Origin of the sequence: Paenibacillus sp. VT-400 (assembly GCF_001029205.1) — a bacterium.
Classification (GTDB): domain Bacteria; phylum Bacillota; class Bacilli; order Paenibacillales; family Paenibacillaceae; genus Paenibacillus; species Paenibacillus amylolyticus.
The window spans coordinates 1207896-1222846 of record NZ_LELF01000067.1 but is presented as its reverse complement, the minus strand read 5'-3'; the positions used below and the strand labels follow the sequence as shown (position 1 = coordinate 1222846).

17 protein-coding genes and 1 pseudogene are annotated in these 14951 nt (G+C 46.6%); 5 read left to right on the top strand and 13 right to left on the bottom strand.

Features of this window, described 5'->3' with window-relative positions; translation table 11 throughout:
* Positions 1–164 precede the first annotated feature (164 nt).
* From EL84_RS16255 to EL84_RS16245, 3 genes are all read left to right on the top strand, one after another.
* Entirely contained in the window at positions 165–2165 is a 2001-nt protein-coding gene (locus tag EL84_RS16255) for an LTA synthase family protein (RefSeq protein ID WP_053061514.1), read from the top strand.
* Positions 2166–2240: 75 nt separating this feature from the next.
* The gene (locus EL84_RS16250; RefSeq protein WP_047842359.1) at positions 2241–2669 is read left to right on the top strand and encodes a cytidine deaminase; all 429 of its coding nucleotides are present in this window, start codon (positions 2241–2243) and stop codon (positions 2667–2669) included.
* A gap of 81 nt (positions 2670–2750) precedes the next feature.
* Positions 2751–3476 (top strand): DsbA family oxidoreductase, encoded by a 726-nt coding sequence (locus EL84_RS16245; protein WP_047842358.1) that lies wholly within the window; start codon positions 2751–2753, stop codon positions 3474–3476.
* Between the two features lie 357 nt (positions 3477–3833).
* Here the strand turns inward: EL84_RS16245 and EL84_RS16240 are convergent, their stop codons facing one another.
* Together EL84_RS16240 and EL84_RS16235 are read right to left on the bottom strand one after the other, a co-directional pair.
* Positions 3834–4664, bottom strand: a complete 831-nt coding sequence (locus tag EL84_RS16240) for an aldo/keto reductase (RefSeq protein WP_047842357.1) — start codon at positions 4662–4664, stop codon at positions 3834–3836.
* A 174-nt stretch (positions 4665–4838) separates the two neighbouring features.
* On the bottom strand, positions 4839–5120 hold the full coding sequence (locus EL84_RS16235; RefSeq protein ID WP_047842356.1) for a hypothetical protein: 282 nt from the start codon (positions 5118–5120) through the stop codon (positions 4839–4841).
* Between the two features lie 149 nt (positions 5121–5269).
* Between EL84_RS16235 and EL84_RS16230 the strand changes: the two genes are divergently transcribed.
* Positions 5270–5668 carry a hypothetical protein gene (locus EL84_RS16230; RefSeq protein ID WP_047842355.1) on the top strand — a complete coding sequence of 133 codons (399 nt, stop codon included), beginning with the start codon at positions 5270–5272 and terminating at the stop codon, positions 5666–5668.
* 102 nt (positions 5669–5770) lie between these two features.
* Here the strand turns inward: EL84_RS16230 and EL84_RS16225 are convergent, their stop codons facing one another.
* The 10 genes and pseudogenes from EL84_RS16225 to EL84_RS16180 all read right to left on the bottom strand — a co-directional run.
* On the bottom strand, positions 5771–5992 hold the full coding sequence (locus EL84_RS16225) for a DUF1450 domain-containing protein (protein ID WP_017689421.1): 222 nt from the start codon (positions 5990–5992) through the stop codon (positions 5771–5773).
* A 21-nt stretch (positions 5993–6013) separates the two neighbouring features.
* Positions 6014–6316, bottom strand: coding sequence for a heme biosynthesis protein HemY (locus tag EL84_RS16220; RefSeq protein ID WP_017689422.1), 303 nt, complete (start codon positions 6314–6316; stop codon positions 6014–6016).
* Positions 6317–6458: 142 nt separating this feature from the next.
* Positions 6459–6716 (bottom strand): hypothetical protein, encoded by a 258-nt coding sequence (locus EL84_RS16215; protein ID WP_017689423.1) that lies wholly within the window; start codon positions 6714–6716, stop codon positions 6459–6461.
* Between the two features lie 196 nt (positions 6717–6912).
* Positions 6913–8124 carry a M14 family metallopeptidase gene (locus EL84_RS16210; RefSeq protein ID WP_047842354.1) on the bottom strand — a complete coding sequence of 404 codons (1212 nt, stop codon included), beginning with the start codon at positions 8122–8124 and terminating at the stop codon, positions 6913–6915.
* Positions 8125–8352: 228 nt separating this feature from the next.
* The gene (gene racE / locus EL84_RS16205) at positions 8353–9162 is read right to left on the bottom strand and encodes a glutamate racemase (protein WP_036610949.1); all 810 of its coding nucleotides are present in this window, start codon (positions 9160–9162) and stop codon (positions 8353–8355) included.
* 221 nt (positions 9163–9383) lie between these two features.
* On the bottom strand, positions 9384–9761 hold the full coding sequence (locus EL84_RS16200; RefSeq protein WP_047842353.1) for a YtxH domain-containing protein: 378 nt from the start codon (positions 9759–9761) through the stop codon (positions 9384–9386).
* Between the two features lie 185 nt (positions 9762–9946).
* Complete coding sequence (locus EL84_RS16195; RefSeq protein ID WP_047842352.1) at positions 9947–10861, bottom strand: DUF4261 domain-containing protein; 915 nt, start codon at positions 10859–10861, stop codon at positions 9947–9949.
* Between the two features lie 10 nt (positions 10862–10871).
* Entirely contained in the window at positions 10872–11333 is a 462-nt protein-coding gene (locus tag EL84_RS16190; RefSeq protein WP_047842351.1) for a DUF86 domain-containing protein, read from the bottom strand.
* A 173-nt stretch (positions 11334–11506) separates the two neighbouring features.
* Positions 11507–11794 (bottom strand): Dabb family protein, encoded by a 288-nt coding sequence (locus EL84_RS16185; RefSeq protein ID WP_017689429.1) that lies wholly within the window; start codon positions 11792–11794, stop codon positions 11507–11509.
* 285 nt (positions 11795–12079) lie between these two features.
* Positions 12080–12463, bottom strand: a pseudogene (locus EL84_RS16180) (holin family protein); the annotation flags it as partial.
* 448 nt (positions 12464–12911) lie between these two features.
* Here EL84_RS16180 and EL84_RS16175 point away from each other — a divergent pair.
* Positions 12912–13508 (top strand): helix-turn-helix domain-containing protein, encoded by a 597-nt coding sequence (locus tag EL84_RS16175; protein WP_017689431.1) that lies wholly within the window; start codon positions 12912–12914, stop codon positions 13506–13508.
* A 222-nt stretch (positions 13509–13730) separates the two neighbouring features.
* Here EL84_RS16175 and EL84_RS16170 read toward each other — a convergent pair whose 3' ends face one another.
* Positions 13731–14885: a sn-glycerol-1-phosphate dehydrogenase gene (locus EL84_RS16170; RefSeq protein ID WP_053061513.1), complete on the bottom strand. Its 1155-nt coding sequence runs from the start codon at positions 14883–14885 to the stop codon at positions 13731–13733.
* Between the last annotated feature and the right edge of the window lie 66 nt (positions 14886–14951).

Genomic DNA, 14951 nt, shown 5'->3' with positions numbered 1-14951 from the left:
TTTGTGCGCTTTCTGGTCATATGAATTCACCGACTTCGGTCTTCGCTTCCCCAGAAATCAATTCTTCTGAGGCATAGTTGAAAACACATGAGGCCACGCTATAATGGATGGAGCCCTATTTTACATTCCGATAACAAAACAACAAATGCAAGGAGGACATACATATGGTTGTCACTCGGCCTACGCGCAGCTCCATGCCACGCGGGCTTCTAAATCATCCACTAACGTTATATCTTATTTTTCTTGTGCTTATGCTGCTCAAACTCATGTGGCTCCATCACAATCTTCACGCTTATAACATTACGATGGGACTGCTGGATAAAGTCATTGCCATTGGATCTTTACTACTCCTGTCCTTCTGGACCTGGTGGCTGCCACGCAGGGGCATGATCGTGTCTCTCGCAGTGCTCAATCTACTGCTTACCGCACTAATCTACGCCGATATGGTGTATTATCGCTATTTCCAGGATTTCTTGACGATCCCGGTATTGTTGCAAGCCAGACAAGTTGACGCTTTGGGTGACAGTATCGCTACATTGATCTACACAAGCGATCTCTGGTTCTTTGCCGATTGGCTTGTCGTCATTCCGTTCGCAGCTATCGTACTGTTCAGCAGACGTTACCGTTCGAAGCACTCCAGTGCGTCGTTACATGGCTACGGGAGTTATTCGCACAACGATGGCAAGGCACGCTTACGCCGCCGTCTCACAGCTGGCAGCATTGCCCTTGTGCTGGGACTTGGCCTCGCGGTCGGCCCGATTTATTTCTACAGTAAAACATGGGCCAAAGGCCTGTTTGATAACAACTGGTGGAATGTATCCATGTATAATGTGACCGGACTGCTCGCTTTTCACGGTTATGATCTTTACAACTATGCCAAAGACCACATCGGCTCCGGGCCGCAGGCTGACCCCGCTGATGTTGAACAAGCAAAGGCATTCTTCGCCGAAAGGCAAGGAACTGCCCCGCAGAATGATGCCTTGTTTGGCAAATATAAAGACAGCAATGTCATCATTGTTCAGGGTGAGGCTTTTATGAACTTCATGATTGGTCAGAGCATTGGCGGTCAGGAGATCACACCGCATTTTAATGAACTGATGAAGGAAAGTCAGTATTATAGTCACTTTTACCACCAGACCGGTCAGGGCAGAACGTCAGATGCCGATTTTGGTGCAAACATTTCCCTACATCCACTTCCGGTTGGATCAGCGTTTGTACGTTATGCAGACCATACGTATGATTCACTTCCTTCCATTCTGAAGGATAACGGGTATAGCACCAACGTATTTCACGCTTATGAGAGCGGCTTCTGGAATCGGTATACGATGTATCAGAACATGAAGTACGACAAGTTTTATAGTAAAAATGATTTTGCACAGGATGACCCGCTTGGCTGGTCCCTGTCTGACGAATCCTTTTTCCGCCAATCCGTTGAGAAAATGAGCAGTGAGGTTACCGAACCGTTCTATTCCTTCCTCATTACACTCAGCAGTCACCATCCATACGCCCTGCCTAAAGAGAAACAGCAACTGGATGTAGGCGAGTTCCAGGGGACCATGTTTGGTAACTATCTGCAATCCGTTCATTACGTGGATTCGGCGCTCGGCAAGATGGTCGAGGATCTGAAAAATCGGGGATTATGGGAAAATACCATTTTTATGTTCTACGGAGACCACGACAACTCGATTAAGGAACAATCACAATACGAACAGTTCCTGGGACGTTCACTGAACGAACTGGATATGGCACAGATCATGAACGAGGTCCCCCTGCTCGTGCATTTACCGGACGGAGCAGCTGCCGGAACCATCAACGAACCTTCGGGACAACTGGACATCACGCCTTCCGTACTGCATTTGCTAGGCTTATCCGACCAGTCCTATTATCACATGGGTAACGACGTATATGACGGGTCTGGGCGTACGGTTGTGCTGCGTAATGGCACATTCTCGGATGGTTCTGTATTCTATATTCCATCGGATGATTATATCTATGAGAGCGGTGCTTGTTATGACCTGTCCACACGCGGCAAAACGGACATCAATGCTTGCCGCCCCGGTCATGATGAAGCAACCAAACGATTGCATGTCTCGGACACGGTCATTACCTATGATTTGATTCAGCGCTTTCGAGAGGAAGACAGTTCAACAGCAACACCGCAATGAGCAATATCGTAATGACAAACTAAACAAAAACACGAAATGAATTGAATTGGATTTAAAAAGGGGAACTTGCATTACATGACATCACACACTGAACCACTCAATATTGAACAGCAATTGTTCGAAGAAGCCGCAAAATTTGTGAAGCAACGTTATCCTCAGGGATGGGGCGGTGCGGGTGCCGTCTATACCGAAGCTGGATCGCTGCTGATTAGTGTAGCTCCAGAGGTCATCAACGATGCCACGCATCTGTGCATGGAAACAGGAGCTTATCTGGAAGCCCACAAATTGAACGAACGTGTCACCCACTCCCTCTGTATCACTCGTGATGACGAGCATTCAGAATTCAAGGTCCTTACACCTTGTGGTGTATGCCAGGAACGATTATTTTACTGGGGCGAAGAAGTCAAAGCTGCCGTATACGATCCTTCTGGTCAACTGCTCTTTAAGAGACTGGATGAGATTCAACCGTACCATTGGTCCAAGGCATATCGGGATAATAAGTAATCTCCTTGCGAATTATAGAAAGTGGCTTTATAATTGTAACTATATTAGTTTCAACTAAAAGGATAATGGAGGTTTAACATAATGAATATTGAGATATGGTCTGATTTTCTCTGTCCTTTCTGTTATATCGGCAAACGCCGCCTGGAGAATGTATTGCAGCAGTTTCCACACCGTGATGAAGTGAAGCTGCAATTTAAAAGCTTCGAGCTTGATCCAAATGCTGCATTGAACCCAGGCAAAACCAATACGGAATATCTGGCTTCCAAATATAATATTAGCGTGGAACAGGCCAAAGGTATGAATGCTCAGATGAATGCCAATGCTCGCACGGCAGGACTGGAATACAATATCGATGCCATGATCCCTACGAACTCCTTCTCAGCTCACCGCTTGACACACTGGGCAGACACACAAGGCAAAGCGCTTGAACTGAGTGAACGAATCTTCCAAGCTGTGTTTATTGAAGGTAAACACTCCGGCGACACTGAAGTGTTGGCTCAGTTAGCAGAAGAAGTAGGTCTGGATCGTGACGCAGCTGCGGCAGTGCTGTCCAGTGATCAATTCACCGACAATGTCCGCGCTGACCAAGCGGAAGGCGAGCAACTCGGCATCCGCGGTGTACCGTTCTTTGTATTCGACCGTAAGTTCGCCGTATCGGGCGCTCAGCCTGACGAGGTGTTTCTGGATGCCATTCAAAAAGCATGGGACGACCGTTCCCCTTTCACCATGGTTGAATCCAACACAACAGAAACAGACGGCAGTGGCATCTGCACAGATGACGGATGCGAAGTCCCGAAAAAAAATTAAGCCACTTCACACACAAAAAGCAGCAGAATCAGGGGACACTCCCCGATCCTGCTGCTTTTTTATATGCTTCTTAATTACCCACCAAATTTAAAGATGGATTTATAATTTTCACGATAACGGAGTGGGCAGAAAAAAGCTGGAGAAGCGGAGCGCTCGCATTTATCACCGGATTTCTCCCTTGATACAGGGAATTTCAAAAAAATCCGGGGATAACGGCGATCGTAAGATTGTTCTGCACAAGTAGTGTCTTAGTGTGACCGATTATGCTTACATCTTAAACCCACGAAGAACGATTCCGTAACCGGAACAACCACAAGTAGTGCATCAAACACTTATATTCAATTAGCGTTCACCCACTTAATCCCAGAACAGTTGATCCGGATGTGGACCCGTCCGCTTATCGGAATCAAGTGCATCAATCTGTCTCAACTCATCCGGTGTCAATTCAAAGTCAAAGATGTCCGCATTCTCACGAATACGCTCCGGAGTAACCGACTTCGGAATCGTCACAATCTGATTCTGAATGTCCCAGCGCAGAATGATCTGTGCCGGTGTTTTCCCATATTTTTGGGCCAGTGCTTTGAGGGTGGACTCTTGGTTCAGCTTACCTTTCATGATCGGGCTCCAAGCCTCCAGTTGAATTCCCTGCGCCCCGCAGAAATCTTGCAGTTCTTGTTGGATCAGACCCGGATGCAGCTCTACCTGATTAACCGCAGGCACCGTGCCACCCTCATCTATGATATCTTGCAAATGATGTACTTGAAAATTACTCACACCAATCGCACGGATGCTTCCTTCGCTATATAGACGTTCGAATGCTCTCCACGTCTCCTTGTACTGATCTCTGCCAGGCCAGTGAATTAAATAAAGATCAATCACATTCAGTCCAAGTGCCTTCTGACTGACTTCAAACGCTCTCAACGTTGAATCAAACCCCTGATCCTCATTCCAGAGCTTGGTCGTCACAAACAGTTCGTTACGGGCAACACCACTGCTTGCAATAGCTTGTCCCACTTCTTCCTCATTGCCATAGATGGACGCGGTATCAATACTACGATATCCAACCTCCAAAGCGGTCTCAACCGCCTGTTGTACTTCCTTACCTTTTGCTTTATATGTTCCAATTCCTAGCCATGGCATCGTTACTCCGTTGTTCAGAATCGTACAATCTGTAATATGTTTTGTCATTCTGTACCTCCCGTATGGAATTTTGCCTGCTCTTGTTCTATTAACCTTCTCACAAAATTTTAAGCGACCATTCGACATACTGTCGGAGTAAACCCATGGACCCAGAGTCTTTGCAAAAGATATGAAAAACCCGCAAAGCATTGCTGCCCTGCGGGTTCTGATGTGACAGGAACGTTATAAATTCCCTTGACCGCGCTGACTCTGGATTGAATTCAATCTTCTCTTCTCCTCGATGAACATTTCCTCTGCCAACTCAACACCTTGCCCTCCGAGTGAAAGCTCTGCTTGTCGCATCGCCTGCTCCGTGTGTGCCAGACGTCGTTCCGCCTGTACAATGGTCTGTGCCGTCGGATGAGACATGGCCTGAGATACAGCATAATGAAGCTTGTTCACCGCATTTTGCGCCTGAGATACAGTGGTATCGGCTTGCAAACTGGAATCATAACGCTTCGGCATGAGTATTCCTCCTTGGGATTATCATGTTCCTGTTACCCCTTTAGGATGGATAACACAAGCCTTCCTTATTCTTCTTTTGTGTTTTTATCGTAACTTTAGTTGATCACGCTACGTTTATTAGATAATCATGTGAGTCGGGAGGAATTTAATTGAAGAAAATATTACTGACACTTTGCATGTTGCCCTTGCTCATTTGGGTACAAGGTTGCGCTCCTGCAACATACGAGATAGAAGGATATACAGCGTCATCCATGAACCCAGACATCCCGGTTCCAACCAATGCAAAACTTATTGAAAACATAGCTTATTCCGATCATCCCACTCTTAAAGAAGGTGTTAAGTATGAGCTGAAACATATTGGGGGTGAGCAAGGACTCTACCCGCCAATGGATTATTTTCAGAAGCTAGCGGATACAGGATGGGTGGAATTAGAGGAAGAACGGCTAGGACATGTACATTTTCTGAAAAAGGATACTACCGTCATTGCCATTGAAATTCGAGAAGATACCTTCCAAATTACTGAGTTGGTCAAAGGTGCTATGGAGTAACACATCCTTTCACTGCTACCCAAACGCAAAAAAAAGGAGAGGCACGTAGCCCCTCCTTTCTGATGTGTGGACAGTTTTCTCCACTCACCTTGTTATATCCTATTACTTCACGAACTTTGCGACTTTGGCGAGCACTTCTTCTTCTGTCGGCGCACTGATGTACCGACCGTTGATAAAGACAAACGCACGTTTCGCGCAAGGACCACAATAGGATTTGCACCCAATCTTGATCTCCGTGTCTGGAGCCATTTTTTGCAACTTGGGCACAATCGATTTCAGTCGGACATGATTACACTTTTCGCATACACGGATATCGTTAGCCATGAGTTCCCCTTCTTCGCGCCCTTAGTGGTCGCCGTGATTACCTTGGGACGGATTCGTAATAACAAATCCCTCTTCCGGGAAGTAGAGGTAGTCAATTTTAACACCGTTCAACAAAGGCTGATCATTCGCGAGAATGACATCAATCTCTTTATCGGTAGATACAACTGTATCATTTTCTTTTGGTGTGTCAATATCCAGGCCGTAGTGAGCATGGTCACCATGTGCATGTGTGATGACAACGCGCAGGTTTTTTCCTTCGTTCTCCGGCTTGTCCAATTCAAGCTTCAATACTTTAGCAGCATTACGCGTAATTTTGCAGTTCATTCTCTTCATCTCCTATATTGTAATTGCAGGTTTCAACAATTTCAGCATTCTTAAACTACAGCATCTATTGTAAAGAAAGTTACCGCTCTTCGCAATAACATTGATGCGAATTCATTGTTAAACCTCTCCATTTAGGCACAAATTAAGAAGGAGCCCCTTCCTGAAGCACAGGATATTTGCGTTCTGCCCGGCTTACAAACCAGTTCATCAGAATCAAAGTGACCCCGATATCATCGATGGGCATAAAGGGCATTACGTCAGGAAGTACCCAGTACAACAGCGCTGGAATAATAAACAACAGCTTTTCTCCCAAAGGAATCTGCGGAGCCCGGAGCAGCCGGGGGAGCCTTTTGAAAACTTGTGTCCATCGTTTGAACGACAGCAGTCTTCTCCACTTCATTTGAATCCCTCCGTATAATTATATATGTCGCCGAAAAGGCACATCCATCATTACCCGTTCGAAAACCATTCAGAACGAATGACGTAACATGCCATTATCAAAAATAATAAAAACGGAACGTCGCTCATGGCGTCCGTTCCTGTTATACGAATGATCTACTGTTAAGTTTCACACCTTCGTAATTCGGGGTCTTGCCTCATTGTCCATTGGATAAAAGTTCAGCCAGCAACATTCCCACTTCTATACAAATATCATCAAACTGTTCTACGGGAAGCGGATTAACACCCAATCCAACTTCTACCGTGAAGCCCGGTCTACCGAAATCTTGAATAAACCAGTCCTTGTATCCGGCATCACTGCCACCGAGCTTCACCGCCTTGTAGCCGGAAGCTTTGGCGAGTCTACGCGACAGCGGTCCACTCTCTCTGGGTTCCAGATCACGGTAGTTCCAATAGATCTCCTGTCCCTGACTATGCAGGGAGACAACCGCATCAAATGTATGTTGCTGCGTCCACTGCGCAAGCGCCTGTGCCTCCGGTTCTGTCAATGGCGCTGCCCCCGCATAATCCCTGGGGCCAGGTGAGGTTATACCTCTTCTCGCTGCTTCTTCATCCCAATGGGCTGGAAATTGATCATTCAGATCCACCCCTCTGATGTTGGCCTTCCAATGGGTAAAATGTGATCTGTTGGCATTCCAGGCCAACAACTGCTGTGCATGTGGATGCTGATTGACCACACCTTCCTGAACCAGTTCGACCCCGTCCGGATTAACCATCGGCACGGCCCAAAGTGTCGTCTCTTGCATCCAGCGTTCTGTCTGGTATTGATGCCATGTCCTATGCGAACTATACGCCTCGGCATACTCTTCGATAAACTTCATCAGAACTGCTGTTGTCAACCACTCATTCGCATGAACGGAAGCGTTAACATGGATATGTCTCGACCCTTGCCCAATACGCAAATAAGGCAGCGACTTCCCCATGACACTTGTTCCAATGGACCCTGTTTCAATAAACGGGTATTGATTCTCCAGCTTGTCTATATCCCTGATTAATTCTCCATAACCATACTCTCCCTGAATCTTTACAATAGTTTTTCCATTCGAAGCCGGAATATGAATACAGCGACCAACCCAGTCGGTTATATTGGTGATTTCGGGATTGGCCTGGCGCAACACCTCTTCGTCCAGACCAAATCTCCCTGCAATCTCCCCTACACGTTCTCCAGGCGGTACAGCGTATCTGCGACCTGTCCCGGGGGCAATACGCAGCATCTGACCTGCCAGCAAGTATGGCTGGGAAGCCACTTCCGGGTTTAGTGCAGCAAGGAACTCTTTGGTCATATGGTGTGCTGACGCAATTCGCGGCAACGTATCTCCCCGCTGAACAATAATCCACTGTAGATCCATGTTGTTCTCCTTTCCACAGGAAAAGACAGGTCTCCTGTCCAGTTCTGACCGATTTCGTGTCTGTACCATATGTATGCAGGTCAGGTTGTCCGTCATGTGACAAGAATCATGTTTATCTCCGGTTAATGCATAATGACGACAAAAAATCCCGGAACTTCACAGTTCCGGGATAGTCCACAACCAAAATACATTAATTAAAAGTCTTATTCATGCATAATTTGAGTATAACTATGATAATTGCGTTACCTGCCAGACAACAGGGGTCTTGGAGATCTGCTCCCCCAACCATCGACGGGTGATATTCTGGAACATTCTCGGGTCACCCGTGCAGAAAAATTGATGCACCGGAGTCTCATCCCCACTGGCCAGCTTTCGTTTGTCATATAAAATCGTACTGATTTCACGTGCCGTTTCATCTGCTGAACTGATTAACTTCACTTCCTGTCCCATAACTTCCTGAATCGTGTCCATGAGAAAGGGATAATGCGTACAACCCAGAATAAGACAATCGATTGGCTGTTGTTTGATCTCGCCCAATGATTGTTCCACCGTATGTGTCGTGTGCTCGGAACGAAATTCACCTTGTTCCACCAACGGCACCAGCGCCGGACAAGCCTGACTGACCACATCAATATAGGGGGACAACTGCTTGAGTGCCGATGTATAAGCCCCACTACCTATGGTACCCGTGGTACCAATCACACCAATACGTCCTGTACGTGTCGCTGTGATTGCGGCCCGCGCACCCGGATGTATAACACCAATGACCGGCATATTCACCTTGGCACGGATATACTCCAACGCTGCTGCTGTTGCTGTGTTACAGGCGATAACGATAACCTTCGGATCGAATTGGATCAAGAAATCAACGATTTGTTCCGTAAATTGTTTTACTTGTTCGGACGAACGGGGTCCGTACGGTGTCCGGGCAGTATCCCCAAAATAAATGATCTTTTCCCGCGGGAGCTGACGCATCACTTCCTTGGCGACGGTCAATCCCCCCACACCGGAGTCTAATATAGCGATTGCTTGCTGCACGAACACACCGCTTCCTTCTTCATTGAATTGGTTCTCAAAATGATTGTTTCTCAGAGCTTTCTTCCTACCGTATGAACATTCCGGCAAAAAGGTACCTACATCTTACCCGATTTCATCGCAGGGTTCAAATTAAATCCACGCGCTACGTCATCTATGTGTGGACACGCAACAAAGCAGGCTCTCCTCTAATTAGAGGAAAGCCTGCTTATCCCAAGCTTTGCTTAGTTGTCTTCCTTGGACTCATCCGCAGGAAGCTTCGCTACGATGTCAATTCCGGGTTCATCCACTGTTTTATCGATATCATTATCAACAATGGCTGCCGAGATGCGAATTTCTTTCCCTTCAGCGCAATTACGCCAGGATTGAATATCCTGAATCACAACATCTGCGGTCTCTTTAACTTTGGATACGATCTGCGAACTTTGTTCTCCCACGATACCAGCCAATTCCTGACCTTTCTCCGATACCTGACGAGCACCTTCTGTAATATCCTGACGAAGTTCACGCCCTGATTTCGGTGCCAGCAATAATGCCGTTACTGATCCAACCACGGAGCCAATAAGAGCTCCCCACAACAAACTTTTGTTAGAATCCTTCACGTCACATCTCTCCCTTTACTATTGTTTAAGTACCGGATCAGAAGCAACGGTCTGTCGCTCAGCCATCCGGGCGAATGCCTACTCTGTTGATGCATTATAAGCAGCACAGGCTTGACTTGACACTCCAGATGTTAAAAATAATCTGAACGCCGTTTTTGAAGGGATGCAAATGACTTGGCTTAAACTCAGTTCTGACGAGCCGGCTCGAGATCAGCCGCGGCATGCTCATCCCCCGGGTCCAAATCAATGACATATCGTCCAGGTGCAATCAATGCCGCCTGATGTTCACAACGCCAGCGACGTCCACCTGAAGAACCCAGCGTCTGTCCATCTTGCAGAACATCCCCCTGATCAAATATGTAATACGCTGCACCCAGTAAGGTCTGAGCCACCGTATCGGGATCAAGACCAACGAAGTGACACTGGACATCAGGTACACCCAGCGCAGATAATCCCACGGTATCCATGACCAACCCGCGCTGTTCCTCTGTACCTCCGGCTTGATACATTCGAACATTCATGGCTGCATACAGATGTTCCTCACGTTCCTGAGCTTGCGTATATGCTTCCGGTTCAACCAGCTTATCACTGCCATACCAATACAGCGCGTCACAGGTCACACTCTCCATGATTGCCAGTACAGTCTTCTGAAACAGCTCCAGGCGCTGTTTACGAGGCATGGCAGCCGTGAACATATCATGTATCCGAATGGAGTAACGCGCAGCTTCCACAGCTTGTCCCACTTCCGGCCAATGCCATGCTTGTTGCAGAGCACCGCCAAAGCGAGCACGATCTGCGATTTCATTCACAGGAAGCATGCAAGTCTGAGCAGGGATATCCCCTTCCTGGAAGGATACCTTGTGGTCCAGATGATAGAAGACAAGCATCTCATGCTTTTGCCCTCCGCTCTCTTGTTTCACATCCAGTCGGACTTGTCCTGTATGACGGATCATAGCTTCCTGCAAACGCAGGCGATCCACCTCTGGACGTTCCCGGAACAAAAGTTCAACCATATACACCGGATGGAATCCGGAAGGTGTTTCATTTGTTTCGTTACTTTCAGTATTTACTTCATTGAATTCTTTTGATTCATTTGTCATGCGATTTCCCTCATTCCTTACGCTGTCCCTCGGCCTGTGCCGTATTGAAAGGACCAAGTTCTTTTTCCACGTAGGCGCTAATCTGAGTAGTAAAATGTTCAAGTATACTCGGCAACTCTACGCTAAGCGGATGGAGCTCAGACCGCTCCCAAGTGTAATAATCCTGCACCAGTGGCTTGCGTAACGTGACAAGCTGACGCAATATCTCATAGGTCGGATTATCAAAAACCTTTTCTTCATAATTAATCTGAATAATATCATCATAGCTGCTTGCATCTCTCATGATGAAGCCGTCTATCAGATAACTTCCCACATCGGTAACAATCTCGATCGCCAGGTGAAGACAACGTTCCTGTACCATACCCAGCATGAGACTGCCATCCCAAGCTTCTGCTGCCCCGCGAAGCCCTTCAGCTACTTCCGGTACAGCAGCAAGCCGGCGGGCAATCTGTTCTCTGTTCACATAATACATTCGTTCACTTCCCGTTCAGTGAGTTATCGGTTCCGTTTCCCTCTTCGCTTAAGCCAGAATATCATCACAGGACAAGCGATTAGAAACACAACAAAAATATATAGAAATTCCATAACGTCTCTTAAATCGCTCATGCAGAGTCCCCTTTATCTCAACGTAGTTTGAATGAAAGATCAGATTTCGTAGTCCACTGCAATTGACTGTTCTCTGACTTCGTTCATGTACTTGATAACTTCCTGATGAAGCGGGTGTACCTGATACGCCTGGAGATCCTCCAGTGACGCAAACTCCGCTGTGAGTGAAATGTCGAACGATCTCTCCGAGCGAAGCACATCAATCCCGATTTCAAGTGAAACCAGGACATCAATTTTACCTTCCAGATTGCGAAGCACCTGAGCTGCAGCTTCAATGCTTTCTGCTGAGCGATCTTTCATTTTGAACAGGACAATATGTTTTATCATCTGGGCAAACACCTCGTTTAATATAATAGTAGAAATGAATGAATTTTCATGTATCCAAAATATATCATAACGTTCTCTATTACGAAAGGATACTTGGAAACGTTCTCTTGATAAGAAAAACTAATCCGAACCGTTTCCTTTCGATTCGGATTTCTTTTGCGATCCATCCTCCGTCTGTTTCGCGGAGTCATCCTGCAAAGTTTGTCCTGTTTCAGCCTGCTGTTTGATGTCGTCCGGGGTTTGCTGCGGTTTGGACCATTCACGATTCGTCAGATACTCCTGATCCTCCTGTTTCTTCAACACTGCAATGGCCTGTCTGAGCTTTGCAGGCAATGGAAGACCGATTTTGGCATAATTCTCGGTAATCGAAATGAGTTCATTCACCAGATAGAAATAAATAGCTCCGCCTTTGATAAAATCGGTTCCCATGATCAGATCAATTCGATGAGCAAGCAAAACAACCGTCAGCATGAGCCCTTTGCGAGCAATCCCCCAGAATCCAATGTTGCTATTCAAGCCGGTACCTGTTCTTACCGCCGCTGCCAAACCTGTTATATAATCCACAGCCATCGCGACCGCGAGCAGGCTCAGCAATTGATCCCATCCGCCAAAAGCAAACGTAACAAATGCTCCCGAGATGACAGCAAAGGTATTCACAGATAGATGCACGTTCCTCACCTCTCCTTTACACTTGAGTATCATACAATATATGTAAAAGTAAGAGATTTGACAGGTCACATGTCATGCTGAACACGCGGATTTATCATTTCAGATTTGTGCACATCCTCTTCGCAACAGGGGAACGAAAATCACATGCTTTTGGGGAATTCAGGGAAATAAACCGCATCATATCAACAAAAAACAGATAAAAGTTCTTTAGACCTAGTAATAAGTAATTAGAACTATATTATTTTTATTCCTGTTCAATTTCTCCCCTCATTTTTAGTGAAACATTGTAATCTAGGAATATACTAGGATGTGAATTGCGCATGGTCTAGTTCGTAGTTCCCTCTTTATCGTGAATTCACGCATTGATGCATTTGTAACCGGTAATCCCGGCACTTGAAAGTACCCCGTTGTTTATTGTAGTATTTGGTTAAAAAAAATCGGAGGAAATATGCCTAATCAACCAGAACAACATTCCATCCAGGCGTGGTCTCTGATCAACCGTAAATACTTGGGAAAAGGCGTCCGTGTTAAACGATTCCGAAAACCGACACGCTGTCAAATCCGCAATCGTGTTCTTCTTGCCGTGCTGATGGCCAATGATATCAAGTTGTCCCAGCTTGCTGAAGACCTCTCCATCTCTTCACGCAGTGTCAGTGCGTGGGTATATGAAGGACGGATACCCGGCAGTACCAATTTGGACAAGACTTGCCAATTACTCGGCTACCCGCGTCATATTCTCTTCAATGAAGAAGTTGTGCGTAATAGCCCTGTCATATGTCAACCCGAGTCATCTCGCTTCATGAAGCGTACGGTGACCCGTTCTCCGGTTAGTAACCGTATTTTGACAGGCTTGTGTATGGTCCATGATCTGTCGGTGACAGATGTCAGCCACTGGATCGGGGTTCATCCCGGCACTTTCCGCAAATGGCTGCATCAGGGAACACTGCCTTCTGCTGCATTTCAGGAACAAGCGGAGCAATTTTTCCGTATCCCGAAAACTATTTTGTTCGCAGATGTCATCTTGAAAGATCGTCGCAACAACTAAATAAGCGAACAGCCAAAAGGCTCTGATCTCCCCATAGGGAGGCCAGAGCCTTTTTTAAAATAAATGCATGCCTTCTCTCTCGGATTTGAAGCACTGTTCTGGCTATTCCATCAGAAATGTCAGATAACCTTCCCTTTTTCGTCTTTTGCTCCCAAGGAGAGCCATTACAGCCCGCTACAAGCGAAGTTAATGCATTTCATCATGATCATTCTCTCTAAAATGTCATCCTAGTCTCGTGTTTAACACTTCATTGATATATCTCAATCCGGTATATCGAGGACGAAGCGTATGCGCTGTGTTGAATGCATGTTCCACCATCTCCGGGGTTACACCGAGTTGCTCAGTAGTCACAGGTCCACCTACTTGTTCCAACCATGCGATGAGCTGAGAAGCCTCCGGCAATTGGTCATATATCCCAAACACCGGTTCACCCGATGTCTGTGCAAGTTCTTTATATTTCACCGTAAGCAATGCACAAACTACGCCAACTTTGGCACCATGCAGAACCGGCCTTTCTCCCGCTTGCATCAGATCCATCTCCAAAATATGGGATAGATGATGCTCACCTCCGGATGCCGGACGGGAATGGTCAATGATCAGCATGGAGATACCGGAAACAATTAATGCGTCCATTAATACAGCTACTCCCTCTGCTCGCCCCTCCGCAATCGCTTGTACATGATCTATGCAGGTATTCAGCGCTTCTTCTGTCATCCGATAAGCAACCGGACAGAACGGTTCCCCGCCCAGATCACGAGAAACAATCCAATCTGCAAGGGAAGTATATTTGCCAAGCATATCTCCGAATCCGGCAGCCGTCATCACTTGGGGAGCTTGCTCCAGGATATTCATATCAGCAAAAATGGCTTCAGGCGGAACAGCCTGAAATGTCTGTTTGATTCCGCTTACAATTAAGGGTGCACCCGCAGAGGTAAAGCCATCTACTGAAGCCGCTGTGGGTATCGACAGAAAGGGCTTATTCATTTTGGAACAAACAAATCTCACCAGATCATGAATGGTACCTGAACCCACCGCAATTACAGCCTGACTTTCGAGTCTCACACCCAACATAACCTGCACAATAGCTGCTTCATCCGCAATGATATCCCCCGTGCGATTCTCCGGTAGAGCGATCTCATCCACATGCATTCCCGCTTTGCGAATACTACTCAGCACATCAGATCCGGCGGCCCGAAACGTATGTTGATCATAAACAACCGTCACCTGACGATATCTTTGCTCAGACAAATAACCCGGTAACCTCTGAATGGCCCCAGCTTCCAGATGTATCAGCATATCCACCACTCGGTGTTGATGACCGCAAGCACACTGCTGTGCTTCCTCATTCCATGCTGCAATTCGTTCGTTCATATTCATTCGCCCTTACCCTCCCATATGAGATATCATGCATAATTAACGGGTTAAAACCACAAGATAAAAAAG

Excerpts from the sequence above, each read along its gene's own strand:
- EL84_RS16255 (WP_053061514.1), top strand. The coding sequence starts at position 165 with ATGGTTGTCACTCGGCCTACGCGCAGCTCCATGCCACGCGGGCTTCTA.
- EL84_RS16210 (WP_047842354.1), bottom strand. The coding sequence starts at position 8,124 with ATGGATCTACAGTGGATTATTGTTCAGCGGGGAGATACGTTGCCGCGA.
- EL84_RS16235 (WP_047842356.1), bottom strand. The coding sequence starts at position 5,120 with ATGCCGAAGCGTTATGATTCCAGTTTGCAAGCCGATACCACTGTATCT.
- EL84_RS16225 (WP_017689421.1), bottom strand. The coding sequence starts at position 5,992 with ATGGCTAACGATATCCGTGTATGCGAAAAGTGTAATCATGTCCGACTG.
- EL84_RS16245 (WP_047842358.1), top strand. The coding sequence starts at position 2,751 with ATGAATATTGAGATATGGTCTGATTTTCTCTGTCCTTTCTGTTATATC.
- EL84_RS16185 (WP_017689429.1), bottom strand. The coding sequence starts at position 11,794 with ATGATAAAACATATTGTCCTGTTCAAAATGAAAGATCGCTCAGCAGAA.
- EL84_RS16170 (WP_053061513.1), bottom strand. The coding sequence starts at position 14,885 with ATGAATATGAACGAACGAATTGCAGCATGGAATGAGGAAGCACAGCAG.
- EL84_RS16215 (WP_017689423.1), bottom strand. The coding sequence starts at position 6,716 with ATGAAGTGGAGAAGACTGCTGTCGTTCAAACGATGGACACAAGTTTTC.
- EL84_RS16190 (WP_047842351.1), bottom strand. The coding sequence starts at position 11,333 with ATGTATTATGTGAACAGAGAACAGATTGCCCGCCGGCTTGCTGCTGTA.
- EL84_RS16250 (WP_047842359.1), top strand. The coding sequence starts at position 2,241 with ATGACATCACACACTGAACCACTCAATATTGAACAGCAATTGTTCGAA.
- EL84_RS16220 (WP_017689422.1), bottom strand. The coding sequence starts at position 6,316 with ATGAACTGCAAAATTACGCGTAATGCTGCTAAAGTATTGAAGCTTGAA.
- EL84_RS16175 (WP_017689431.1), top strand. The coding sequence starts at position 12,912 with ATGCCTAATCAACCAGAACAACATTCCATCCAGGCGTGGTCTCTGATC.
- EL84_RS16240 (WP_047842357.1), bottom strand. The coding sequence starts at position 4,664 with ATGACAAAACATATTACAGATTGTACGATTCTGAACAACGGAGTAACG.
- EL84_RS16195 (WP_047842352.1), bottom strand. The coding sequence starts at position 10,861 with ATGACAAATGAATCAAAAGAATTCAATGAAGTAAATACTGAAAGTAAC.